Origin of the sequence: Petrimonas sulfuriphila, from assembly GCA_038561985.1 — a bacterium.
Taxonomy (GTDB): Bacteria; Bacteroidota; Bacteroidia; order Bacteroidales; family Dysgonomonadaceae; genus Petrimonas; species Petrimonas sulfuriphila.
In genome coordinates this window covers 3,691,337-3,717,875 of sequence record CP073276.1, presented here as the reverse complement: position 1 = coordinate 3,717,875, position 26,539 = coordinate 3,691,337, and the positions used below count along the sequence as shown (strand labels likewise).

Below are 26,539 nucleotides of genomic sequence, written 5' to 3'. Positions count from 1 at the left end.
GTCCAGATCAGGTTTTTTTAGTATTTTTATGACTGAATAAAAGCCCGGTAAATGGACCAGATGCAAGCAGTAGAGCTCCTCATACAATCGCAGGCGGAACAAATCCGTCAGCTCACCGAGGCTAACGCGAAGCTATCCGGACAGCTCACCGGGATGCAGCAGCGGATGGATAAGCTGCTGGCACAGATCGCCTGGTTCACCCGCCAGTTCTACGGGCGTAAAAGCGAGAAACTCTCGCAACTGGATCCGGGCCAGCTCTCCCTGTTTGAAACGATTGCAGACGAAGAGGAAAGGCTTGCCGAGATCGAAGCGGCCCGTGCTACTGCCGAGAAGCAGATAGAAGAGCAGGCTCCCGCCAGGAAGAAAGAGAGATCCAACCGCAAGATGTTGGAGGGTCTGCCCGTGGTGGAGGTTGTGCTGGAACCGGAAGAACTTGACCTGAACAAGTATAAGCGTATCGGTGAGGAACGTACCCGCACACTTGAGTTTGAACCCGGGAAGCTGTATGTGAAAGAGCTTGTGCGCCCCAAGTACGCTTTAAAAGACAACACTGCCCCGACGGTTGATGGCACATCCGGTGTGATCATCGCCCCGCTCCCGTTACTGCCCATATACAAGGGACTTCCCGGTGCCAGTCTCCTGGCTGAGATCCTGCTCCAGAAGTATGTGTATCATCTCCCCTTTTACCGCCAGGTACAGCAGTTGGGGCATCTGGGGGTGAAGATACCGGAGAATACGATCTCCGGCTGGTTCAAACCGGCCTGTGAGCTCCTGAAGCCACTCTACGAGGTACTGAAGAAAGAGGTTATTGATACTGATTACCTCCAGGTGGATGAAACCACACTTCCGGTGATCAACAAGGAAAGTCACAAGGCAAAGAAAGAATACTTGTGGATGGTGAGAGCGGTCATGAAGAAACTGGTTTTCTTTTATTACAACGATGGTTCCAGGTCACAACAAACTGTGGGTACCTTACTGAAATCCTTTACCGGTTACCTGCAAAGTGACGGGTGGCAAGCCTACAATGTCTTTTACAAGGAGGATCAGGTGTGTCTCGTTGGCTGCATGGTCCACATAAGGCGTTATCGCAACTTTAATTTAATCAAAAGTAGCCCGATAATGATCGCTGATAATTAATACTTTACAAGTGTTTCTTTTCAAAACTACTTTTGATAATTGTTCAAGCCAAACTTTTTAAAAAAGCTTTGAGCTTGGGATCTTTTTCCCAGCTTTTCACATCTGGTTCTGTTATTCCAAGATCTCTATAGGCATTCTCTATGGCTTCTCTCTTTAACTTCGAGTCTGCCCTCGCGTAAATCTCGGTTGTTTGTATCGACACATGACCCAGAAGATCCCTGATATATACCAGGTTTACACCGACCTGTAGCAGATGCATTGCTCTTGAGTGCCTGAACGTGTGAGGAGTTGGCGTTGACGGGACTATATCGGGATGCGCAATACGTGCCATTGAAGCATATTTATGCAAAATATAGGTAATCCCGGGATTGGAGAGCTTTGCCCTCCAGCTATTGAAGAACAGGGGATGATGATCCATTCCTGGCCTGTCCAAACCATATTCCTTCATATAATTTCCAAGTAAATTCATCATATTATCATCAACCGGCACTAAACGCTTTTTAGCACCTTTTCCGAACAACTCGAAGACATAGGGTTTACTTGCCCTTATCGATGACGGTGTAAGATCTATCATTTCCTGAACCCTGGCTCCAAGATTATACATCAATGACAATAGGGTCAGGTTTCTTCTTCCTTCACGGGTATTTGTATCTATCTGTTCAAGAACAGCTTTTATACCATCAACGGTCAGGTACTTGACACTATTTCGCTCCTCTCGCTTTATACGTATTGAGCATATCGATTTCCAGTGTGATAAATGGACGGGATCTTCGTACATCATGTATTCATAGAAAGATCTTATCGTGGCATATCTCTGGTTCCGTGTGGATACGGCGTTGTGTTTAACTTCCTGGAGCCAGTCCAGGAAGGATAAAACTATACTCCTGTCTATGTCATCCAGTCCCAATTTGTCCGCCGATATCTTCTTCTCTTTATTCATATATTCAAGCAGGAGGACAAAAGTATCCCTGTATGAACGCACTGTATGGGCACTAACACCACGCTCCTTTACCAGGTAATCGGTAAAATACTTTTCAATACACTCTGCAATGTCTTTATATGCTTCCATGATTATCAACCTTAACGAGTGATTTTGCAATAAGTATTCCAAGTCCGGCGGTTACGGACACGTCCATCTGGATAATCTCCGGATACATGTTTCGTGTAAGACGAAGATAATACTCGGTGTCCAGGACTTTTACATGCCCCATAAATGTAGAGAGTATCGGGAGGCAACAGTATATATCTCTACCTTGCCTATGCATGCGGATGAGAGAGTGTACACAAGCGGTATGCCTTAGATTATGAAGGCTTGGACCTTCTTCGTGTCCCCTATAGGGTATGTTTGCCTCCTGCAATAGTCTTCTAAAATATCTGCCCAGACTTGTTTTTGCCAGTTTATGTCCAAGACCATTGACAAAAAGAGGATTCTCCGGCGCCATTATACCTTCGACTGGTAACATATTTCTGTAATGGATGTATTGTCTCAAAGCTTTTTTTAAAGATTCATTTAACGGGGCAAGTCTTTGACGTCCATTCTTTGTATTATCCAAAACAATGGTATGCCCTTCAAAGTCTATGTCCTGATTACGAAGATTTATTGCTTCACCAATTCGTATTGCTGTGCTATACAAAGTTCTTAGCAAAACAGGAATAACCATCATCAATGACTTGGCATGATGTTCTTTTTCCCGGAGATTATCAGCCGCAGCAAACAGGCTCTTGATTTCGTTTTCAGTAAAGATGTATGGTACATATTCAGATTTATGCTTCCTTGGTAATCTTGGGACATAACATTCAAGCCCCATGCTGCTCATATATAGCAAAAAGCGTCTCATTATGGAAACTTTCTGATATATGGTTGATACTTGTTTGTTATCACAAGTTGCATGATACCAACTATCATAGGATATCCTGTCAATATAACTTGACTTATGATCCTTCTCCGCCAGATACCGGTCCAACTCGTAAAGGGTCCACTTTATATCTTCCCCTTTTATCCCTTTTCGGGTTTTTGATTCTACAAAAGATCTTATGTGAGGAGCCATAATACTCCTATAATTTAGATAGTCAAGCATATAACATCCCCCCTTTCTGCGTGTAAAAATTATCGGGAACATCCGGTACCGCCAAGGAACATTCCAGTAGAGACTTGATGTCAACGCCAAGATAATACATAGTCGAGCCCGTCGAACCATGTCCTAACACTTCAGATATTACAGGTAAGGAAGTGCCACTTTCCAAAAGATTCGTGGCCAGACTATGTCTTAGGGAGTGGGTACCATGATGCCTCCCTTTAGGTGACACTCCTGCCGCGTAAAGGTAAGCAGCTACAATAGTGCACAATGTCGACACTTTTATTTGCCTATAAGGCTGGACAAGAGACAAAAACAAATTCTTCGAGTCATTTTTTGGCCTACCGTTCTTTATATAATCAATAATGGCATCTCCTAGATCGGAGAGAAGCGGCAGGGTGATCTCCCTTTTGGTCTTGTATTGTTTGAGAGTAATGATACTCTTATCCCAATCAAAACTAGCAAACTGGAGTCTTGTAATATCGGAAGCCCGTAGCCCGAGTCTGGATGCAAGCAGTATCATCGCGTAATCCCTTTTGCCTTTCGCTCCGGTCCTGTCTACCGCCTCCTCTATTTTTATTACTTCATCCCTTGTATAAAAGGAGGGTAATTTCTCACCCCGATGACACTTCAACCCCTCTAGTTCTTTGCCCAGATCCTCTTTTGTAAAGCCAAATTCGAAAAGATGCTTTAAAAATATTCTGACAGGACCGCATTTGTATAACGTTTGATTTTGGGATGAAGCGAGAAAATAATCAATATCCTCTCTTTTAAGTGTTTCCAATGTCGCACCATGTGTCTTCATGGCTGTGGTGAAACTGTCTAACGAACTTTGATATGTCTGTATTGTTGAATCACTGAACCTGTACTCCTTGCTGCGAAGAGATATGAAGCTTTTGGCTTCCATTCCCAGTTTGCTGGGAAAAGTGTAAAGATCACCTTCCTGATATTTTGGTCGGTATGGCAAACCTTTAAGGAAATTATTCAACAAGAAGACCGCCCCCCTTGATGTTGTGTATTTGTATTTCGAGTCTGTCAACTCCAAACTTTTAAGAAAAGACATTCCGACCTCTTGCGTATAGATATCGCGACCATGCTCCTGCATGAAAGCCACCAGTTCACGGATACGGCGAACATGTCTTGATCCCGTCTGTTGAGTTAGCTTGTATTCTTTTACAAGTAATTCTTCTTGAGACAACAATTCGTCTCTTGCGATTTTTATTTCTTCCATACCTTTAATAAATTTAGATTGATGAATGTATTTTCATCAACCACAAAGATATATAGGCAGGAGTAATTTAATCAGAGGAATATTATCAAAACAATTATTGTCTATCAAAGAGTTCCCGATGTCGAATCAATGGTACTTTTGATTAAATTAAAGTTGCGATAACGCCTTTTATCAAAAGGTTTTGATAAAAGGCGCTATTACGAGAAGGCCTTGAATGAGAATAAGGCACTGGCAGAACATGCCCTGAAAGAGATCCAGCAGCTATACCGTATAGAGAGGATGGCCGATGAGCGAAACCTCCCGTTCGAGGAACGGGCCAAACTCAGGGAGGAACTTGCAGCTCCTATCATGAAGTCGCTTGAAGCCTGGATGGAGAGAACCTACCCGAAGGTTCTTCCCCAGAGCCTTATCGGTGAAGCCATAGGTTACTCCTACTCACTTTGGCCTCGAATGAAAAATTACCTGCTGGATGGGAGGCTGAAACTCGACAACAACATGGCTGAAAATGCCATCCGTCCCATTGCCCTGTCTCGAAAGAACTTCATGTTCTGTGGCAACCACGAGGCAGCCGGGAACACGGCCATCATCTGTTCCCTGTTGACCTCATGCAAGGAGCAGGGCGTGAACCCGCGGGAGTGGCTCATCGATGTTATAGGCAAGATGCCATATTACCAGAAACCGGGGAATGATGAAAACCTGAAGAAGCTCTTGCCGCATTACTGGAAAAACGAAGGAAACTAACGAATCTGTAATTAGCAAATTTACAATGTACAAAAAATGGCAATGTTGAGTGTACAACTTTTGGCAATATCCAATGTACAGGTTTAACATTACATTAACTATCTCTTTTTTATTGTATTCAACTGTTTTTTTATTCTTTCTCAAGGAAAGTTTTCCGGTTGTCCATACGGTAACCGTTTCCCTCGAACCTGATCACCTCGCAACGATATAGCAGTCGATCCAGGATGGCTGTGGCTAACACTTCATCATCCAGTGTCTCCGCCCACTGGCTGGGTGACTTGTTAGTGGTGATGATGATCGAGCACTGCTCATGCAGGTGATTGATCAGATTGAACAGAGCCACCGCTTCACTCTTTTGCACCGGGAACATCATGATGTCATCTATGGCAATCAGGTGTGCCTTGGTGTATCGCTTGTAGGTGCTCATTGCCGATGAGATGATTTCTTTCCTGTTGAGCACGCCTATCAGGTCAGCCATGGTGGTAAAATAGGCCCTATAACCTTTCTTGATGGCATCATTGACCAGTCCCCGGCCAGGTATGTTTTGCCCGTACCGCTTGGACCCATCAGCACCAGGTTGTATAGCTGATCGACCCAGAGCAGCTCCCTGAGCTGTGTCATCTGCCTTATGCCGATGCTGCTCGAGGCCTTGTAATCGTACTCGTCAAGCTCGTGTGCACGTGGCAGACGGGCCAGTTTAGTCCTGCGCCGGTAATCATTCAGCTGTCGCTGCTCCAGCTCTTTTACAAGCATGTTCTCCAGGAAGTCCGCGTATCCCGGTGTATCTATGCTCGCCTGGTGAAGCATCGGCTGCAAGTTTTTGCTCAGGTATCCCAAACGAAGTATGCCGGCATATTGCTTCATGTTTTCTATCTGCTTCATAGCTCCATGATTTGATCGTACCGGTTTATCTTGCTTCTCTCGGGGATGTATGCATCCGTGTCATACTGACTTGTTTGAACACCGTCATGCAACACGCTTACAACAGGCAAGGGCTTCTTCTCCCGGCGTTTTAACTCCCGGTAATGTGATGCGGCTTCTTTCAGGTAAAGGGCGTTGTGGAGCCCATTGTCGAGGCAGTAATCAAGTGCGCTGCCAACGATCTCCTCACCATATTCGCCCATCACCTCCCTTATCATTTTCAGATTGTCTCTCAGATAACGGGGCTTATACTTGTGTATCTCCTCTATGAACAGGTACAAAGTGTTGTTGCCCTTCCAGATCGATAGGACTTCCTGCTTGAAGACCTCGAGCCTGGAGTTCCGATCCCGTCGATAAGTTGTGCTGCCGATTACCTTGCCTTTTTCAAGACTGACGGGGTGCTCGGCCAGAAGGATGCCTTGCCGGTTGGAAAGCGAAAGGGTGCCATCCTTGACCTTGAGTAATACCTCCGGTCCCTTCCCGTTATAGGTGCCATATGGGACCCTGTAGAAGTTCCCCTTTGTAACTGATTGTGTTATCTTTTCTCACCGTGTAGGTGGGAATCTCATCCCGGGGGATTGCCGGTGAGGGGCGAAAAAAAGGAGAGATGCTCCTTTTCAATCAACCACACGTCATGGGGCAGGCGCTTCGTCGTGGCATGTTTGGTGCCGTTCGCCTTGCGCTCCAACCAGCTCAGGGCTTCCTCGTTGAGGCGATCTATATCGTGAAAGGTACGCGCGCGAAGAAAGTTGTTTTTCACGTATCCTACCACGTTCTCGACCCGGCCTTTGCTCTGGGGATCGGCCTTGCGGCAGAACTCAACGCTGATACCGCGTTCATCCCTGTAGCGACGAAAATCATCAGCCAGGAGATAATCGCCAAGGTTCTCACTTTTCAGAAACACCGAGTCCTGATCATAGAGAAGCTTCCCGGGGATACCCTCTATATACTTGAAGGCCTGCTCGTGAGCCTGGACGGCTGTTTTCCCGGTGAAGGGAGTTGTTTGGAAAAACACATATTTGTAGCGACTGCGTGACAGGACAAGGGCAAAAAAATAAACCCTGCGCCTACTGCCGTCCAAACGTCGCATCTGTGCTGTACCGAAGTCAACCTGCGCCTGGCTGCCATATGCAAACTCTTCCAGGGCTTCCGTCTGGCGGATCTTCTCCGGTACAGGGATCTTCTCCTGACGCCGCACGTGCTGGACAAAGTTGTATACAGTCTTGCTGTTCACCTTCGGCAAGTCGGCGTATTTCTCCTTCAGCCGGTCTTCTATCACTGCCGCCGGCAAACCATTGTCTATACTCAATAAGGAAAGAACGTCCGGGTAATATGGCGACAGAACAAGTTCGTATACACGTTGTTTCATTGAAAACTCATGAAACTCTTCTTCACTCATCTTCTTGTACCTGGAAACAGTTCTGCGATCAACACCCAACTTTTTTGCAATTTTACTGTCCGAATTGCCCGGATTACTGGAAAGTTCTTTAACTTCGTACCACATACGTACCTTTCTAAGGTCATGTATCTGAGTCTTCATAGTGTTTGTATTTTTGTGAATTACAAATATATGAAGACTCTTCTTTAACCCTTTTTATGTACATTGCATATTGCCAATTTCTGTACATTCAATCTTGCCGAAAATTGTACATGCGAAGTTACTGATTACAGAATCACCAGTCAAAATCTAATAATGCTCTAATAAATGCCTATAGGCACTCTAATAATACGCTAACAATTTACTGGAGATCCAGTAACTGTCGGAATGAATAATCAGATCAAATCCGTGGGTGCGTATGCTCCGGAATAATCAAGAGGTAGTTGCTCGGGGGCTTACCAAATACCAAGGTATTCGATCGTGTTTCTATTACGAAGTCAGTCGGAAATGTAAAAAACACCGTTGAGAAGTAAGTCCCCGATAAACTACACCAAACTGAAAGAAGTACAACAAGGCTGGTTTCAATACTACCGCCTGGCAAGTATTCAGGAAAAACTCAAAGATGTTGATGGTTGGGTGCGTAACCGGTTGCGATGCTGTATCTGGAAACAATGGAAGAAACCCGAACGAAGACGGAAAAACCTGATACGTCTGGGTGTAGACCTTGAGCACGCATACAATCACAGCCGTAGCCGAATGGGTACATGGGCGGTTGTCTGTAGCCCTATTTTGAAAACCACCATCACGGTGGAACGTCTGCAACAACGCGGTTACGAACCTATGTTTGTGTATTATCTGAAAATAGCTCCATTTCTTAACGAACCGCTGTATACGTGAACCGTACGTACAGTGGTGTGAGAGGCTCTCCCCGTCAGTCAAGACTGGCGGGGCAGTCTACTCGATTATGTGGCGATTTTCTATTTGTCCAATTGCTCAAGTAATCTAGGTGCTTCTGAATGATTATTATACCAAATTACATTTAAGCCGATTTCATGAAAAGTATCTTCTTGGATTTTATGATGCAATTTTGAAAACTCAAGAAACTTTGTTGATTTATTTATTATTTCATCTTTAAATTGTCTTTCTAATAGAATATAATGTTTACAACCATCAAATCTTTTCGAATGAATACTGAATAATCTCCGCAGATTCGGGTCAACACCAGATAATCCAACAAGCACGCATGTTTTTTCTCTTAATGCCTTCATTTGAACCATATTTGACCATGAGTATGCATCAAATTGCAGTTCGTGATACCCTTCTTCACTAAATACTAAAAGTGATTGCTCTAAATTTTTATATTCATCAGCGTTTTTAGGAATGAAACCATGAACATGATATACTGAAAGATTTGTTGGAATCTCAAAATCACCTTCTCTATATATACTCTTGAAGTCAACGCCGTTCTTTTTTAATTGAGTTTCTAGTAAATCATCAAAATTATAGGTTATAATAGCTTCAATACCAACACGTTTCCTTCTTGGGCGAGATAACTTTGCAATTACTTCCAATAATAGTTGGTCTTTAGTTGGTTTGACATGTTTATATAATGAATTTTTAATTTCAGTTACAAAATCATTTCCTAATGCATTTCTTATATATGAGGCACTAACCAATGGTGCTCCATTTTGCATACTTACTAAAGAGTCTGCAAGTTCACTTTTTTCGCTAATATTTAATTTACTCGATATTTGCTTGTCAATAATCGACAAGTTTAAATCTTTCAATAACTCACCCCAGTCAGGTACACCTGCATCCTTTGAAGCTCCAGCCCCAATCATTAAGACAATATCATCATTTTTATATGCTACTTGGAGTTTTTCTATTTGAGAATCACGTTCTTTTGTCCAGTCATTAGATGCCTTTTTTGCATTTTCAATTGTTAAATTAAATATTTCATTATCAATATTATTAATGATGTTTTTGCTTAGTTCATTAGACAAAGAAGCAAGTTCCCTGATTTTATCTAAATCCCATATCTCAAGATTTGTGTTAAAACTTTTTGTCAGATTATTTTTTAAGAATTTCTTGTCCGTATTTGATAAAGAAGTGCCAATAATAAATAAGTATGATTGAAATTCTTTTGCGTAATTTTCATTGAAATTAAATAAATTTTGAATTGTCTTAGTTGAAAGATTTGATTTAATTTCAATTAATGTGGGTCCTGGCAAATTATTAATTCCTTCAGGAGCAATTGCATCAAGTTGAATGTAAGATTTACATTTATTTTTTTCAGAAATTAAGCCTATGTCAGGATATTTTATTAATGGTTTATCTTCTTTTTGAAGTATATTTTCAATTAATTTTAAGACAAATGTTTCAAAATATTTATAAAAATTTCTATCATTTGTGAACCTATTATTGATAAGGTTATTTTCAAAAAAAATATCAAAATTCTCCATAGTTTATTTTTTTAAATTACCACATAACGGTCTCGTGTATGAGCAGTAGCGGTTTTTAATCCACTAAACTGTCAGATAGCACCGACCTTTGATTTATAGTTTTACGTTTCAAAATAGCACTAAACCCGCTATTGCTTATACACAATGTTGTGCGGTCGTACTTTTTTTGTCCGTGCGTTGGCGCAGACACACTCTTTGACAAGCTTTGGCTGGTGCGGCTGCTTTGAACGGCTTGGCAATGTGTGTGGCTGTCTGACATGGTTATATTTCGTTGATGTCTTTTTCGACCAATCTAAATTTATCTTTGATATCTTCTCCTGTATAAAAGTCGAGCAAATCCTTTTTGGAAAGTGTACCATCTTTCAAGAATTTCTTCAAATATTCTTGATTAAATTCCATCAGAAGTAAAGACTTTTCAAGCTGTTTTAAAATTGATTTATTATTATCAATATTCTTCTGAACTAAGTCCTTTATTGTGAGTACTTCATTAATGTCCTTAATAATCCTGTTAACGAGAGCATTTAACAAATCTTTATCCAGCTCGATTTCTCTTGAATTCAAAGCAATGTCCCTTGCAAGCATATATGCAATAGCAAGATTCGAATAGTCTCCTTTTTGAGAATTGATAATTGCAACCAAACCTATACCAGGAATGAAACCGACATTTTCAAAGTTTTTAAGTATAGAATTATCCACTAAAGAAATATCAAAGACTATCAGGCTTACTTTGGAATCACGGTTGGCTTGAGCTTCTATTAATTGGCTCCAAGCCGTATCAGTTTTTCTGGTGAATATTTCTTTGCTATCAATATCTCCGAGACGTATACTTTTATCAAATTTACACTCTATAGCAATCTTCAACTCAGAATTACCGTCTATTTCGCAAATGATGTCACCAGTTTTGTTTTTAGGTAGATTTCCTGCAGTATTCCCTGTAAGAACAGCTCTGTCTTTTAGTTTTCTATCCGAAAAGTATTGATTGAGAAATTCCGCTATTTCATCCTCAGCAAGGACTCCTTTTATAGTCGATTTATAGAAAAGCTCTTTCTTCATTTCGAAGATCATTTTTAAACTTTCCAGTTCTGTTCCTAGTTCATTGCTGGTTTTAGACAAGAAAGCTGAAATTCGATCTTCCATTAAAGCCAAAACACCAATATAGATAGCACGTATAAGCTTTTCATCTCGTTCAGCTGCAGGAAGATTATCGAAGTAATTAAAAACGATTTCATTGTCCAGTTCAAAACTGGATATCTCTATTCGCTTAAGCTTTTGATTTATGGATAATGCCATTAGCCTACTTTTTCATAAGGATATTGCCCTTTAATGTTTTGATGAAGATATGACCCTACTGAGGGGGCATCTCTTAGTGCTTCATATTCCAATTGGCCAACTCCAGTGTAGTCATAAACTGAACCATTTAGAAACCAAACTCTAAGAGTTTCAGTATCCTCATCGTAACCTACTGCTTCGATATTTGAAGATTGTACATATTCTTTTTCCATGATTTATTTATTTACTGTTAATTACTTTAGTTTTCTGTTTCTCCAGCGGAGCATTAATTCTTCGTATTCTTTAGAATCGGGCTTATCCTTTTTCCAACTTTCGGACACCAATGGATCGCTACTTTTAGGTGCATATGGAATTTTATCAAACTTAACTCTAGATGGAATTTTCACAGCTTCCCCCATTACTAATCCTTCACCAGTTCTAAGACTTGGTAGTATAGAAACTAAATCATTAAGGTCATCAGGCATTACGCTTCCTACATGTCCACGATCTTTTGAATTAGTCATTCGTAACGCGATTAGAGACCCTAATTGGCTTAGTACTGTTTCGTCCAATTCGGAAGGTCTCTGAGTTATTAGAAGCAAACCAACACCATATTTACGCCCTTCTTTTGCAATTGTCTGCACTATTCTAGATGAGATCGAATTTTCACCAGCCTTTAGATAGCTATGAGCTTCTTCTAACGCCAACATGATTGGTTGATTTCTTCCCCCAACACTAAGTTCTTGCCCCCAAAACAAGGAATCGTAGATTATCTTCAATATTGTGCCAGAAATAGATGTCATTATTTCCGATGGTACGCCTGATAAATCTAGAATTGTTATTGGACTATCATGATTTAACCAGTCAGATAATAAAAAGTCCAAATCCTTCTTTACTTTACCATCAATATCAGGATGATAATCTTCCAAATCGAAAAGGAATTTATACCTATCATCTAGAATTCGATTCCTCACACCATTTAAGTAGGTCAAAATCCCCATTGCCCCTCGATTAATATTAGGATTTCCTCCTCCTGTTGCTGGAGGATGGTGTTGGCTCGGGATAAGTTTTTCAGGATCACCATCTTCTATTCTCGCAACCAATTGAAGTTCAGTATCAGTACCGACTTTCACTTTATTGAATACTTGTTTTTCAAAATCATCTAAATCATACCAAAGTTGATTTATGCTGAAGGGAATAGGACTGTCGGCATTCAAAGAATGTTCTAGTGGAGGTTTAGTTAGGTGTTTAGCTGACTCTATTTTTCTTTTCTGAATCTCAACCCTTATTGAATCAGATGCAGTTTCTTTTAGTGTGCCAGGAAAAACGGAAAACAACTCATTGTAAGGAAGAGCCCAGAATGGTATTTTGAGCTCACTTTCATTATTTGCTATATCAGCACCAATTTTAAAAACCTTACTATGAGCTTTTAAAGTTTCATTATACTCGCCATGTGGATCTATTAACAATATCCTAGATGATTTGAACTTTCTATTCGAAGCTATTGCATCCAATATTATTGAAACAGTATTAGACTTTCCGCTGCCAGTACTGCCGACAATAGCACTGTGGCGTGATAAGAATTTATTTAAGTCTATATGAGCAGGTAAGCTTTCGGAAGCACTAATTTGACCGACTGTAAGTGAACTTTCACTATCAATTTCACTGTAGATTATCCTTAAGTCATCTATTGTGACTAGGTGAACTTCATCATCAGGGGTGGGATATTGAATAACGCCTCTTTCAAACCTATTTCTTACTCTTTCACCAACTAATACAACAGATATCCAGCGCATACCCTGTTGATGATCCTCAAATGTTTCCTTGTTTATTAGTTTCTCGGGAATTGCATCTGCACCGGCTTGAGTGACAATCCCGTATAAATGAGCATATCCAAGTGGAATCCTCACGAAAGAACCAATCTGTCCTATACGATAAACAATACCGTTAATAATTGGCATTGATGATTTGAAATCATCAGACAGCTTAATTGATAAACGACTTCCGTTTACACTTTTAACCTGCCCAATTATCGTATGTATTTGATCATTCATAGCGGCCTTCATTTGGATATGAAAGATCAACAAGGAATTCAATAAGAGCGTTGAAGTCTACTAGTTTTAGTTCGCCAGTTGGAAGTTCCTTTTCATCGCCTTGTCCTTTATCAGCTACTGGCAATGGAGCATCCCTATCAAAAAATTGGTCAATGAATTCAAAATCATCCTTAGCTGGCTCACGTTTAAGCGCCCATTTACCAAAAATTCCACCAATCAGTGCAGCTTTATTTCCGCAAATCATGAATTTGTTAGAGTTTCTTCCAACTTTGATTGCCGTAGAATCTTCATCTAAGGCTTTGTCAAAAACCAGCGCAATCACTGTTGTAGATTTTGATTGTGCTAAAGCATTGATAATGGTATCGTTAATATGTTCGTCTCCAAATGAATAGCCACAAATAAATAGAACGCCATCATCCTTTTTTATGAATGAGGAAAGTCGCTCTATATAGCTAGAATACGGTTGTTTTCTAGAATCATCATATTTGAGAAGAGAAGGATATATGACAATACCATCATCACTTATTTCTCTACTTCTAATTATTCTTTCTTCCTTGTCGTCATAACCCCAGCCCAAGGAACCATGTAGTTTCCATAATCTTGTCCATTTTGGTATCAAATAATCATTCTCGACACTAACTGGATCGAAAAAAGGTTTATATCCACCAACGAATCCATCAAAATATGGCAACTTTTTAGACTCAAATCCTAGTTCAAAAAGATAATCATAGTTTGTAGTAAAGACCCCATTGGCATTTTTTCGAGAAGCATTATTTACCCATCTAGCAAAGTCAGTATGAAGTTGCGATGACTTCTCTATGTTTATGTCTGGATTATTGTGTACAGAAACTAAGGATCGTATTTCTTTTTGGAAAAGTATTCTCAATTCCTTCAACTCCTCTTTGTTAAGTCCACATAGAGTGTCCTTACCTACTACTTTTAATTTTTGATCGATAGCAGAAATAATATTTTCAAGCATAAAGGCAGAATTGTTTTCTTCTAACTCCGCTTTGATAGTTTCTAATGCCTTTTTAAACTTAGCCTCAACAATTCCCGCAATAATTGAATCTGTCATTGCCCAGACCCCTGGTATCAGAGGCTTTATCCTATTCTTTTCGTCTTTTATAGGCTCTCCATCGCTATCAGTAAGAGGAGCAGCCATGGATGTACCAGCACCAAATAGAAAGCCTATTCTAATAGTATTGTTGATTAGAATTTGTTGAATGCCTCTTATAAATTCCCTTGGGTCGTGTACTTTTTCCATTATTTTCTTAATTCATTCGTCAGTTTATTAAATTCCCTTTCGAGCGCTGGCAACAAAACAGGCTCTTTTGGTTTTTCAGTGTTGGATTTGCGTGTTGGCAAAAACCAAATGTGCCTGTTTGTGTGTGGGCTTTCTTTGTATGCCGCACAACGTGTCGTTTACGTAATAAATACACAACTTTCGTAAATACCCGATTTATAACATTCGTATATCCCTATACAATCGGAGGTGTTTACGAAGGTTCGTTGAATCCGGATAAATAATTGGTGGAAACTTGTGTGTTGCATAAGTATCAGTATTTTGAATCGCAAATATAACGATTATTTGGATAAAAAAACGATATTGTTAAAAAGTTATGAGTTTTCTTCCATGAGTATTTTTTATAGATGTGTTCTCCTATATGTTGGATATTGGCAAAGCGGAAGCAGATCCGAAAGAATAAATGTACAAATTAAATATTTTACCCGATAACCAACTGATATGATAACATCCAAACTGTAAAATTTAACAGGCTTGTCAGAATTTGCAATGTGCAAAAAATGCACATTGCTTTTTTCGTGAAGTTCATTTTCCTTAAACACATTATTGATGTGTTTGGTGATGACAGTTCTTTCACGCTGAAAAAGTTCACTCATTTGTGCCTGCGTAAGCCAAACCGTCTCAGCTTCCTGACGCAAAACCCGTGATAGCAGCAGTAATTATTCTTTTGATGTTTCTTTATTTACAAATTTCTCTTCTATGTCTTTTTTTATTTTGTCAATGAGTTGATTAAATATTTTATTCAATCCTTCCATAATCTTTTCAGTTTCCTTTAATTGGAATTCTGATGTAAACCATTCTATTTTAGTATTTAGTTTTCTTTCGTCCCAATTCTTTGTTTCAAAATTTGTCAAGAAGTAGAAAAAACGAATCTGTTTCTTCGACAACAGATAAATAATTCTTGCAGTATAGCTCTCGATGTTAGGAAATTTGGAGTTTAAAGTGAAAAATATTGATTTGTAAGGTACTTCGACTTCTAATTCAAAACCGTTTCTTACCCATTCAAACTCGAAGTCTTCCTCAATGGGATTTAAAAAACTAGATGTTTGTAAGGCATTGAGACTTCCAAGAATGTTTGTATGTCTATCTTTTTTCTCTCTTACATGACTTAACTTTGCAAAATATTCGTGGGGATTCTCGTAAAGCCATTTGCCAATAGTGTTTTTGTTTACAATTCCGTCATAGTTTTCTTGAAATATAATTGACAGATCAAAAATTTCATTTAGCTCATCGTCAAGTTTATACTCGTTTAGATTTAGCTTTAATTCGTTCAAAAGTTCAATCGCTTGTTCCTTTGTAAAGTATTCAGCAGCCTGTTTTTTTATCTTATCAAGTAATGAGGTTTCAACTTCTTTTTCTTCAGTTTCATCAAAAAATGTTGTGTCAAGGCTATTCAGATATTCTTTTAGAGTTTTATTGATAACACAAAACTTTTCAGTATAGTCAGCTTGAACTACAAAAAAGGGTGTTTGCAAAGTGTTTTTTTCAAATACATCCGAAATGAAATCAATGATGTCTTTGTATCTAATTTCATTCGTGTCATGTTCTTTAATTGAATTAATGAAACTCAATGTAAAATCACTTATCACTTCGGTTTGAAATGAACTTTGGTCTTTTAATGAAGAGTTAAGAAAATAGCACCTATTAAAACGGTTAATTGTTTTTTGAAAGTACTTTGTAATAGCACCTGCTTCCTTTATATAAGCTTTTCCTGACTGACAAGCATCAATAACTTTAACAACGATATCAGGATTTAAAGTTCTAAATAAACTATCCACTTCCTCATTTTGAAGTGATGTCTGATTTTTTTTGATTTGATTGTAATCCGAGAGCAAATAATAGAATTCATTATTTTTGAATTCACCATGTCCAGTATAATAAAAGAATAGTTCGTCTATTCTTTTATTTTTATGTTCAGATATGAATGTTGTTAGCTTTTCTTTTACTATCCCGCTTGAGAGTTTTTCGTTTATAAATAGTATTTCGTCAAACTTTGAAGTTTTGGTTATGATGTTGTTTATACAGTCTGCATCCTTTTTACAACCTGGTAAGTTGTTTATACTATCGGTGTATTCACTAACACTTAATATTATCGCTAGATTCATTTTTATGTTTTATTAGATTCACTAAGTCATGGTTCCTATTATGGTAACCAACATGTTTTCTACCCAATCAATCTCCTCCTTGCCTAAATGTTAAATTTAAAACATTTGTATTTCCTCACGCGCAATCGGGGGGTGTCTACGAAGGTTCTTTGAATCGGGATAAATAATAGTGGAAACTTGTGTGTTGCATAAGTATCAGTATTTTGAATTACAAACTTATATAAAAAAGTTTGAATTTTATACGCCGCCCGATAAAAATCGGGGCCGTAACTGTTCTACTTGTAATTAACGTGTTCTATGACACAAAGTATAATTTAAAATTATCATTATGAGAACAGTTAGCGGCCTCGACGTTCACAAAGATAGCATATTTATGTGCATCCTGGACGAGCAAGGCAAAAAAACAGAAGAAAAATTCGGAGTTACCACTCGCGAAATAAAGCGGATGGCCGTTGTAATGCACTCCCGTTTTGTGAGTGATGTATGTATGGAGAGTACGGGCATTTATTGGATTCCCCTCTGGCGTTTATTGGAATCAGATTTCAAGCTTCATCTGGTCAACCCCCAGTTTCTTAAACAATTGCCCGGTCGCAAGAGCGATGTGAAAGACGCGCAGTGGATTGCCACGGCCCTGCTCAAGGAATTAGTCAGGGACAGCTTTGTTCCTGACGGCAACATTCAACGCCTGCGCCAATACGGACGGCGCATCAACGAGATAAACAAGGACACGGTTCGTTGTGAACAGCGTATCGACATGCTTCTTCAGCGCTGCAACGTGCGTTTGAGCAATTATGTCTCGCGCACCAGAAGCAGGAGCTACCGCAAAGTGGTGGATTCCCTGATAAGGGGTGAGACATCCGTGGATGAACTTATCCGGCTTATCCACGGGCGCACGGTTAACCGACACGGAAAATCGGCGGTGCATGATGCGTTGGAGGGCTGCATCGTTGAAAGCGACAGGGATTTGCTTGGGCAATACACGCAGATGCTTGACATGTATCAATCACAAAAACAGCAATGCCACGAGGCGATGGTTCAAATGTGTATGAACCTTTATCGGGAAGCATTTTTGTTTCTGCTCGGTATTCCGGGTGTGAAGGAGCTCTCGGCAGCTATCATCATTTCTGAAATAGGCGACAATATGGAACTTTTTGCTACCGCAGCAGCCCTTGTGTCATGGGCAGGACTCAGACCGCGTAACGATGAAAGCGCAGGAAAAATTAAGAGCCGCCAAATAACACACGGGAACAAGTATCTGAGAAAAGCTTTGATAGAATGTGCATGGAGTGCCGCCCGAACAAGAGGATCCGTGTTTTACTGCCGTTTTTGGCATTTAAAAGGCATGAAGAAACACCATAACGCCATTATCGTAGCCGTTGCCCGGGAGATGCTTACCGTTATCTGGAAACTGCTTTCCAGACATGAGAACTTTGATGAAACGTATCATCTGAAGAAAAAAACTGCTTCGTAGGGCGGACTCCTGTTCCGCTTTTCAGGAGCAGTCGGATTGTTTGTAAGGCCTTTATATTTGTGGTGGATTTTATACCCCGGTTCGCAAACTGACCGTGTCAGACAATCCGTATTGAACGCCGATCAAGAACCGTAAGAGTTCGAAGAGGAAATTAATTTACATTGACGAAAGTTCATTTTTCTTTCGTCAGTAAATCTATGTGTCTAAAATATAGCAAACCAGCTTCAATGAGTTTATTATGCAGGGAAACAAATGGATTTATAGAGGAAATATAACAATTATTTGGATAAAAAAATGGTATTGTTAAAAAGTTATTAGTTTTATTCGGCAAAGGCATTGGTGAGAGGGAGCTCCGCCACTAAAGCATACTCTTTTCTCTTTCGTTAAATAAGCCACCTGCCTATCTTAAATAGGAAACGAAACCTTATTTCTTCTCCTTTATCATTTGCTCCAAGAGGGCGCTCTTTTCTTTTTCCAGTTCGAGCATCCGTTCGTAGAGGACTGTTTTTTCCTTACTCAGTTCGAGAATCTGTTCGATGGGATCGGAGTTGTTATGAATATCACCATCATTATAATAAACACCAGCCATACAGCCTTTGTCAAAGGTATTATTTTCAATAATCAAAGTTACCGGATCTTCTTCCAGTTCCTTGATCAGTTCGGGAGCCACGTTCAGGGCTTTGGCAAAACGTTCGATTACATCGTCGTTGAGGATCTTCCGCTGTTCGTAGGTGGAAATCAGTGCCTGGCTAAGCCCCATTTCGGTGGCGAGGGTTTCCTGCTTGATGCCCAGTGTATGGCGGAAACGCTTGATAGCGTGCCCGTGATGGGTGTTTTTTAATTTTTGTTCTTTGGTTTCCATATATCTGTCTGGATATTATTTTATTACTACAAATATAGTCAAAAAAAGGGAGGTATTGATAATTATCAATGCAAAATTGATAATTAACAATGGACTTCTTAGCATATGTTTGGTTAAATTTCGTTTTCTTTGAGCCATGAATCAACAATTGTTAAATTTTAAAAAACTAAGAACCATGGATCCATAACAGAATTTAAAATGAATTATTATCTTTGTACCGTAAAACCACGGTACGAAATAATATAGCGCTTTTTTTGGCCTTTATAACGAATCCGCAAAATTCAAAGTCAGAGGCCAAGGAATGGAAGCGCCCTTAGAAATAAGGGCGTGGACATTGTTATATTCTCTGACTAAGGCCCTTGCGGAGCCTGTAAAGAAGAATAACGACAATCGTCCGCGCCTCTTTTTTTATATCCCCGCGCATACTACGATTGCCCGTTACCGCACCGGGTTTCAGTTATCTGCAAACTCTCTTCTCTTTCAACCGGCTTTCGCCGGAAATACCCGTTTAGTTCAGGTTTCGCATGCTGTTGATCTGCCTGTAGAAATGAAGTTGTAGGCCTGCAGTATGTAATTTACCATGACGTATAAAGACTTGACGGGATACTAAATATCTAATAACTAATTTAAAACAAAATTCAAGAATGAAACAAATGTTTTTAAGTGTAAAGAAAGGGATATTTTTTCTCTTTATGTGGTCATTTTCCTTATGCCTGCTTGCCCAAAACATAACGGTAAGAGGCACGGTAACCGATACTTCGGGAGAACCGTTGATAGGCGTAACGGTGCAGGTGAAAGGAACATCCGTAGGCACAGTTACGGATATCGATGGCACTTTTATTCTTTCAAACGTCCCTTCCAACGCTACTTTGGAAATATCTTACGTGGGTATGGCTTCACAAAGTGTTGCTGTTAACGGAAGAACAACCCTCAATATCGTGTTACAAGAGGATGCGGAGACGCTCGATGAAGTGGTGGTTGTGGGCTATGGGGTACAGAAAAAAGAAACCCTCACAGGTGCCATTGCCCAGGTCAGAGGAGAGGAACTGGAAAACCGAATAACCTCTAACATGACATCTGCATTACAAGGAGTTTTGGCTAACGTAAATGTCTCCATTACCAATCGAGGAGGTGAGCCCGGCGCTATTCCCTCTATTAATATCCGTGGCTTTGGATCTCTATCAGGAAGCAATCCATTGGTAATTGTTGATGGTGTTGAGTCTAAGTTGGAAAACATAAACCCGAATGACGTTGAATCTATTGCTGTCATGAAAGATGCTACCGCGACAGCTATTTTTGGTTCCAGGGCAGCTTTTGGAGTACTCAACATAAAAACGAAAAGGGGAAGGGATACGTCAGGAAAAATATCGGTCCGGCTTAATTCTACTTTCGGAATGAATGGCCCTGTTAATCTTCCTCAACCTGCTTCAGGTTATGAGTGGTTGTATACATTGGATACAGCTTTTCACAATGCCGGGGTAACCTCTCCCATAACAAGCGAAACGTTACAAAAAGCCAGGGAGAACCACGAACATCCCGGGACGCATCCTGCCATGACGGTTAATCCGACTAACCCTGAACAGTTCACCAGCTATTACGAGGCTGTTGGCAACACTAACTGGTATCAGGTTTATTATAAACCGTGGGCACTTACGCAAAAACATGATATCAACGTAAGCGGAGGAAGTCAAAAAGCTAACTATTTCATCTCAGGTGGTTTCTATAATGAAGATGGAATTTACAGAATTGGAGATGAGAAATTCCAACGGTATAATTTCGTTGCGAATATTGATTCGAAAATCAGCAATTGGCTATCGTTGCAATTCAACAACAGATACACACGGCGCGATATAGATACACCTCATAACTACGCTGATATTGGAGATTACTATCATTCAGTTGCCAGAACCTGGTCGAATATGCCGGAAAAAGACCCAAACGGCAACTATTACGAAAGTTATCATGTATTGTTATCACAAGCCGGCAGGAACAAAAGAAATCAAAATGAATTGTTGAATAGTGTCAATGTTATTCTTGAACCCCTTAAAAACTGGAAAATTAACTTTGAAACCAATATACGCCAGAATTTCAATAACCAGACCAACCATAAAAAAACCGTTTATAGAACACTGGTAGACGGTGTAACAAAAAGCAGGAGTGGAGTTTCGTTCCCCAATTTTTATGTGGAAAACGGTTCGCGTGACTTTTATAACACCAACAATATTTATTCGAATTTCGATTTAAACATCGCAAAACATAAAATTACTTTTATGGGCGGTATGCAGAATGAATATTATTACCATACATCCGTTGAAGGTAGAAATGATTACCTGGTTACAGAATCAGTCCCGTCCTTAAGGACAGCCACGGGCCAAATTCACCTCTCCGGTTATAAAGGCCATTGGAGCACTTTAAGTTACTTTGGCCGGATAAACTACAATTTCGACGATAAGTTCTTATTTGAAGTTTTAGGCAGATACAATGGTTCTTCCAGGTTTGCACCCGGATATAACTGGGGGTTTTTCCCCGCGTTCTCGGCAGGTTACGTAATCTCAAACAATGATTTTTGGGAAGATAACCTGGCATCTAAAGTCAGCTTTTTAAAGATTCGAGGCTCTATGGGAGAGGTGGGTAACCAAAACGTTGCAAATTATTTATACCTGCCGACAATGGGTATAAATAAAAACCTCAACTGGATAATTAATGGCGCTCGTCCCATATACGTTAGTGCAGCCGGATTAATATCACCTGATGTGACGTGGGAAACGGTACGGACAGCAAATATTGGATTTGACTCTTACTTTTTGAATAACAGGTTGAGCTTGATTTATGATTATTTCGTAAGGGAGACAAAAAACATGTTTGGCCCGGCTGAAAGCTTACCGGCAACTTTAGGAGCATCTGCGCCAAAAAGAAATAATGCAGACCTCCAGACCAAAGGGTTTGAAATGCAAATAGCATGGCGTGATAGAATTGGCGATTTAGGATACAACATAGCTTTTAATCTTTCAGACAACCAGACAACAATTACCAGGTACAAGAATGACAATGGGGTACTGTCTGATTATTATGTAGGACGTAAAATAGGGGAGATCTGGGGATACACCTCTGTGGGTATCTATCAAAGTCAGAAGGAAGCTGATGCGGGCCCCGATCAAACATATTTCTTCTCACGGTGGGGTGAGGGGGATATCGAATATGCAGATTTAAATAAGGATGGAAAAATTACTCCCGGAAACAACACGTTAGACGATCATGGCGACCTGTCTATTATTGGGAACTCAACTCCGCGTTTTAGCTACGGCATTAATCTTGGACTTGACTGGAAGAATTTTGATTTAAGTGTTTTTTGCCAGGGTGTTGGCAAGCGTGATGGGGCTCCGTCCGGTAACATGTTCTATGGAATTTCAGGAGGCATATGGGGAAGTAGCGTGTTCGTTCAACATCTGGATTACTGGAGTCCGGATAATCCGAACGCTTATTATCCAAAGCCCTATTTAGGCACGAATGAACATTCAAAAAACACTCAGACTCAGACTCGTTTTCTGCAAAATGCAGCTTACTTCAGGTTGAAGAGTTTTCAATTTGGATATACACTTCCGGTAGAAGAAAAGATAAAGTTCCCAATTGAGAAAATCAGATTCTTTGTGACGGGTGAAAACTTGTTTACACTAACCAAGATGCATAAATCATTTGATCCTGAAACAGCATTTGTAGGAGATTACGGATCAGGGAAAGCTTATCCCCTGAGGAGAGTTTTTTCGTTTGGATTAAATGTTGATTTATAAAATATAAAAGAATTACAAGTATGAAAAAAATTATATATTTAATAGTATTCTCCTTTACGGTTCTCACAAGTTGTGATTTGGATGATTACTTGAATAAAACACCGCTTGACTCCATTACAGATGTTGATTATTGGAAGTCTGCATCGGACCTGCAGCTATACGTTAATCAATTTTATACGATGTTACCTCAATTTCCCAGCTGGGGAGGAGGATATCTGTGGGATGATAACAACAGTGACAATATGGCAAGCCGCTTTTATGATAATCGTTTAGCCGGAACCAACACGATTACGACAAATAACGGAAGTTGGAATTATTCACGAATCAGGAGCATCAATATCATGTTGAGTAAATACAAAGAGATGAGCGTTTCCGAGTCTGAAATAGCTCCATATGTGGGTGAGGCATATTTCTTCAGAGCATTTGCATACTTTAATCTAGTAAGACAGTATGGGGATGTTCCGTATGTTTCGCAAGTGCTGACCCCTGATTCAGAAGAACTTTTTGCAGCACGTACCCCCCGTAAAGAGGTTATCGACTACATTCTGGATGACCTCTCCCAGGCAATAGAAAAACTACCTCCTAAAGCAGCATCAACACGTAATCGCATCAATAAGGAGTCCGCTCTTTTATATAAATCGCGAGTGGCTCTTTATGAAGGAACATGGGAGAAGTATCATCAGGAAACTGTCTTTGGAGTGAAGGGTGGTAATGGACAGGAATATTTGGAAATCGCTGCCGCAGCGGCGAAGCAGCTGATGGACATGAATACCATAGAACTATACTCCACCGGCCATCCCGAAGTTGATTATGCTTCATTGTTTAACCGTGATGACCTAAGCGGTATAGGTGAGGTTTTGCTCACAAGGGATTATAGTATTTCGCTGAGCACAGTACATAATCTTCAACGATATACAACGAGCGGTGCCGGAACGGGATTGACTAAATCGCTAATAGAGAGCTACCTGTGCGAGGACGGAAAACCGATATCTTTAAGCCCGTTATATAGGGGTGACAAGTCATTGGAAATGGTAGTGGAGAATAGAGATCCACGATTAAGACAAATGATTTATTGGAAAGAAGGAGAACCCAGAAGAACCCAAAACGGAGTTCCAGTACCCGGATATGAATTTACCCGGCCTTATATAGATCAGGGCGGAGAGGGAGGAAATACTACCGGTTACATGTTGAAAAAGGGGCTTGACACCGAATCAAGAGGACAACCGGATCCGAATGCATCGGAAACATCCATGCCTATCTTTCGCTATGCAGAGGCACTTTTAAATTATGCTGAAGCAAAAGCGGAGCTCGGGACTATAACACAAGACGATATGGATTTGACAATAAACAAAATCCGTTCAAGGGCAGGTATGCCGTCTTTAAACTTACACTCCATAGCGAACGATCCTGACTGGCAATTTCCGGAACTTTCACCCATTATTAACGAGGTGCGTAGGGAAAGGAGAATTGAATTGGCTTGTGAAGGATATAGAGGTGATGATCTATTAAGATGGAGAGCACATCATTTGATTGTTGGCATACGTCCTCTTGGATACTGGTTCGACAAGGACTTCTGGACGGGAGTTCAGGATAGTGAGGATAACTATGTAGATGGAGGCCCTTTGTTAATTCCCGGAAAAGATGTTTTTGTGAATGAAGACGGCTACCTTGATCCGTATCAGAAAAACCTGCCAAACGGGTTCGGATTCAAACCCGACAGGGATTATTTATATCCGGTTCCTCCTGCCCAAATATCACTGAACGGTGAGTTGACGCAAAACCCGGGTTGGGAGTGAGTGATAAGGTTTTGTCTAATTTATTAAAAAATCTATGAGAATGACGTTGAAAAATAATACATTTCACCTGTCTGATTCAGTAAAAAAAACTTTTTTAAATGCAATCATTTTACTATCTGTGATTTGTTTCTCTGGTTTCAGTTGCGACAGGAAAGAGATTCAATTTGAATATGTTGACCCTATGGAGAAAGTTCTTGCAGAAAGCAGTTTTTTCCCGGGTTCACAAGAAGCAATTAGTGAAGTGGTACGGGGCGAGCATGCCAGTCTCCAGTTTGTTGTTCGCTCACCCTATACAATAAACAACTTAAGGGTAACGGTTACCCAAGCATCAAATAAAGACAAACTGCTCCCCGCATCGAAAGTAAGATTTGTTGGTTTTGTTAAAGTTGGGCGAAGTATCTGGGATTATTCCCGGGACAGAATCAATTCACCTTCAGGTTATTTTCCCGATCCGTTATTGGAAGAGGATGAGATTGATGTGAAATTTGGTAATTCACAGCCAATTTGGATCACTATACCCATCCCCTCGGATGCTAGCCCCGGACTGTATAGTGGCAAGGTGATAATTAATGGGAATATTGAAAACAAAGAATTTCATATCGAAAAGGACTATTCTGTCAGGGTTTATCCTGTAACAATTGATAAAACCAGTTTATGGGTAACAAATTGGTTCACAATAGATGCGGCTCAACTTAAATGGATGAACCGGGGTGAAGATTTTGAATCTTTTTCTCCACAACATTGGGAGTACATCCGGAAACTGGCAAAAATGATGGCGGAATACAGACAGAACTCGGCCAGAATTTCCCCACTGGATTTATCTGATTTTGCATTCATAAATGGGAAGTGGCAAGTAGATTTCAGCCGATTCGACAAGGTGGTAGAAATTTTCATACAGGAAGGGGTTATTGGCAGGTTAGAAGGAGGGCACATTGGGACAAGAGAAAGTAATTGGGATTCACAGTTTGTGGTGAGGGTGCCTTCAGTGGATAGAAACGCAGAAAATAGGTTTGAAAAACTGCCATTATCCAATGAGCGAGCTCAGCAGTTTTACGTTGATTTTTTCACTTCTCTTAAACATCACCTGAAGGAAAAAGGGTGGGAGGGTAATTATTTACAATATATTGCCGACGAACCTACACCTACTAACGTACAAAGTTATGTGGAAATTGCACGGTTTGTCAAGCAAGTGTACCCGGAGATTAAAATTATTGAAGCTACACATAGCAAAGATCTGGAGGATATTGTGGACATATACGTGCCTCAACTGGATTTCATGAACAAGGATTATTATTTTTACAATAACATCAATAAAAATAGTGAAGGGAAAGAAGCATGGTTTTATACATGCCTGTCTCCCAAGGGAGAATACGCCAATCGGTTTATTGAGTTGCCTTTACTTAAAACCCGGTATATACATTGGTTAAACTTCAAGTATAACATACCCGGTTATTTGCATTGGGGGCTCAATCATTGGCGAACGGATCCCTGGGATGAACAAACTTCAATTAATTATGAAGGAGGAAATATTTTACCGGGAGGCGACTCCTGGATAATTTATCCACAAGGTGATAAACTTCTTAGTTCAATCCGGTTTGAAGCTATGCGTGATGGAATTGTGGATTATGAACTTTTCAAGATGCTCGAAAAGAAAGATCCAGAAGCGGCCCGCGATATCATTGATAAAGTGATTTACAGTTTTGATAGATATGATAACAACATAACTGCGTTCAGAGAGCACAGGAGGAGGTTGATGGAACTGTTGTCTGAATAAACTCCTCGATATCACCGGCAATGAAACCGGTAAATGTTTGCCCCTCAAGGCGGTTCAAAACTGTCTTGAGGGGTTTTTATTGGGTTGTGTTCAATTCTCAAATGTTAAGTAACAAATTCTTCGTTAAAAAGTAACCGCTTCTTAACATGTATAATTTTTCTTTGCGTCTCGA

Annotated in this window: 20 protein-coding genes and 1 pseudogene; 8 read left to right on the top strand and 13 right to left on the bottom strand. The window is 40.2% G+C overall.

The window, feature by feature from the left end; all coding sequences use genetic code 11:
• The first annotated feature begins 51 nt into the window (after positions 1–51).
• Positions 52–1,137, top strand: a complete 1,086-nt coding sequence (locus KCV26_15785; GenBank protein ID WZX36726.1) for an IS66 family transposase — start codon at positions 52–54, stop codon at positions 1,135–1,137.
• A gap of 43 nt (positions 1,138–1,180) precedes the next feature.
• On the opposite strand, the gene KCV26_15780 is transcribed toward KCV26_15785, so the two are convergent.
• Genes KCV26_15780 through KCV26_15770 form a run of 3 tightly spaced genes read right to left on the bottom strand, consistent with a single transcriptional unit; the run spans position 1,181 to position 4,443 of the window.
• Positions 1,181–2,206, bottom strand: a complete 1,026-nt coding sequence (locus KCV26_15780) for a site-specific integrase (protein WZX36725.1) — start codon at positions 2,204–2,206, stop codon at positions 1,181–1,183.
• Positions 2,193–3,185, bottom strand: coding sequence for a tyrosine-type recombinase/integrase (locus KCV26_15775; GenBank protein WZX36724.1), 993 nt, complete (start codon positions 3,183–3,185; stop codon positions 2,193–2,195). The genes KCV26_15780 and KCV26_15775 overlap by 14 nt, the downstream gene beginning before the upstream one ends.
• A gap of 22 nt (positions 3,186–3,207) precedes the next feature.
• Positions 3,208–4,443 (bottom strand): tyrosine-type recombinase/integrase, encoded by a 1,236-nt coding sequence (locus KCV26_15770; protein WZX36723.1) that lies wholly within the window; start codon positions 4,441–4,443, stop codon positions 3,208–3,210.
• 210 nt (positions 4,444–4,653) lie between these two features.
• Between KCV26_15770 and KCV26_15765 the strand changes: the two genes are divergently transcribed.
• Entirely contained in the window at positions 4,654–5,184 is a 531-nt protein-coding gene (locus KCV26_15765) for a transposase (protein ID WZX36722.1), read from the top strand.
• A 130-nt stretch (positions 5,185–5,314) separates the two neighbouring features.
• Here KCV26_15765 and istB read toward each other — a convergent pair.
• The 3 genes and pseudogenes from istB to istA form a co-directional block, all read right to left on the bottom strand.
• Positions 5,315–6,066 (bottom strand): annotated as a pseudogene (gene istB / locus KCV26_15760) (IS21-like element helper ATPase IstB).
• The gene (locus KCV26_15755; GenBank protein WZX36721.1) at positions 6,063–6,386 is read right to left on the bottom strand and encodes a hypothetical protein; all 324 of its coding nucleotides are present in this window, start codon (positions 6,384–6,386) and stop codon (positions 6,063–6,065) included. Before KCV26_15755 ends, istB begins: the two are co-directional and overlap by 4 nt.
• A 284-nt stretch (positions 6,387–6,670) precedes the next feature.
• Positions 6,671–7,645 carry an IS21 family transposase gene (gene istA, locus KCV26_15750; protein ID WZX36720.1) on the bottom strand — a complete coding sequence of 325 codons (975 nt, stop codon included), beginning with the start codon at positions 7,643–7,645 and terminating at the stop codon, positions 6,671–6,673.
• Positions 7,646–8,005: 360 nt separating this feature from the next.
• On the opposite strand from istA, the gene KCV26_15745 reads away from it, so the two are divergent.
• The gene (locus tag KCV26_15745; protein ID WZX36719.1) at positions 8,006–8,380 is read left to right on the top strand and encodes a hypothetical protein; all 375 of its coding nucleotides are present in this window, start codon (positions 8,006–8,008) and stop codon (positions 8,378–8,380) included.
• Between the two features lie 80 nt (positions 8,381–8,460).
• On the opposite strand, the gene KCV26_15740 is transcribed toward KCV26_15745, so the two are convergent.
• The 6 genes from KCV26_15740 to KCV26_15715 form a co-directional block, all read right to left on the bottom strand.
• A complete protein-coding gene (locus tag KCV26_15740) occupies positions 8,461–9,945 on the bottom strand; it encodes an SIR2 family protein (protein WZX36718.1) in 1,485 nt (494 codons plus the stop codon).
• Positions 9,946–10,206: 261 nt separating this feature from the next.
• The gene (locus KCV26_15735; GenBank protein WZX36717.1) at positions 10,207–11,235 is read right to left on the bottom strand and encodes a hypothetical protein; all 1,029 of its coding nucleotides are present in this window, start codon (positions 11,233–11,235) and stop codon (positions 10,207–10,209) included.
• Positions 11,235–11,447: a KTSC domain-containing protein gene (locus tag KCV26_15730; protein ID WZX36716.1), complete on the bottom strand. Its 213-nt coding sequence runs from the start codon at positions 11,445–11,447 to the stop codon at positions 11,235–11,237. Before KCV26_15730 ends, KCV26_15735 begins: the two co-directional genes overlap by 1 nt.
• Positions 11,448–11,468: 21 nt before the next feature.
• Positions 11,469–13,268 carry an ATP-binding protein gene (locus KCV26_15725; protein WZX36715.1) on the bottom strand — a complete coding sequence of 600 codons (1,800 nt, stop codon included), beginning with the start codon at positions 13,266–13,268 and terminating at the stop codon, positions 11,469–11,471.
• Positions 13,261–14,532 carry an SIR2 family protein gene (locus KCV26_15720; GenBank protein WZX36714.1) on the bottom strand — a complete coding sequence of 424 codons (1,272 nt, stop codon included), beginning with the start codon at positions 14,530–14,532 and terminating at the stop codon, positions 13,261–13,263. The genes KCV26_15725 and KCV26_15720 overlap by 8 nt, the downstream gene beginning before the upstream one ends.
• A 698-nt stretch (positions 14,533–15,230) precedes the next feature.
• Positions 15,231–16,676 carry a caspase family protein gene (locus KCV26_15715; GenBank protein WZX36713.1) on the bottom strand — a complete coding sequence of 482 codons (1,446 nt, stop codon included), beginning with the start codon at positions 16,674–16,676 and terminating at the stop codon, positions 15,231–15,233.
• Between the two features lie 328 nt (positions 16,677–17,004).
• On the opposite strand from KCV26_15715, the gene KCV26_15710 reads away from it, so the two are divergent.
• Positions 17,005–18,147, top strand: coding sequence for an IS110 family transposase (locus tag KCV26_15710; GenBank protein ID WZX36712.1), 1,143 nt, complete (start codon positions 17,005–17,007; stop codon positions 18,145–18,147).
• Positions 18,148–18,571: 424 nt separating this feature from the next.
• Here the strand turns inward: KCV26_15710 and KCV26_15705 are convergent, their stop codons facing one another.
• Complete coding sequence (locus tag KCV26_15705) at positions 18,572–19,009, bottom strand: helix-turn-helix transcriptional regulator (GenBank protein WZX36711.1); 438 nt, start codon at positions 19,007–19,009, stop codon at positions 18,572–18,574.
• A gap of 301 nt (positions 19,010–19,310) precedes the next feature.
• Here KCV26_15705 and KCV26_15700 point away from each other — a divergent pair, with 301 nt between their 5' ends.
• From KCV26_15700 to KCV26_15685, 4 genes are all read left to right on the top strand, one after another.
• On the top strand, positions 19,311–19,568 hold the full coding sequence (locus KCV26_15700) for a hypothetical protein (GenBank protein WZX36710.1): 258 nt from the start codon (positions 19,311–19,313) through the stop codon (positions 19,566–19,568).
• A gap of 85 nt (positions 19,569–19,653) precedes the next feature.
• On the top strand, positions 19,654–22,797 hold the full coding sequence (locus tag KCV26_15695; protein ID WZX36709.1) for a TonB-dependent receptor: 3,144 nt from the start codon (positions 19,654–19,656) through the stop codon (positions 22,795–22,797).
• A 20-nt stretch (positions 22,798–22,817) separates the two neighbouring features.
• The gene (locus KCV26_15690) at positions 22,818–24,593 is read left to right on the top strand and encodes a RagB/SusD family nutrient uptake outer membrane protein (protein WZX36708.1); all 1,776 of its coding nucleotides are present in this window, start codon (positions 22,818–22,820) and stop codon (positions 24,591–24,593) included.
• Positions 24,594–24,774: 181 nt separating this feature from the next.
• Complete coding sequence (locus KCV26_15685; GenBank protein WZX36707.1) at positions 24,775–26,367, top strand: DUF4091 domain-containing protein; 1,593 nt, start codon at positions 24,775–24,777, stop codon at positions 26,365–26,367.
• Positions 26,368–26,539: the final 172 nt, after the last annotated feature.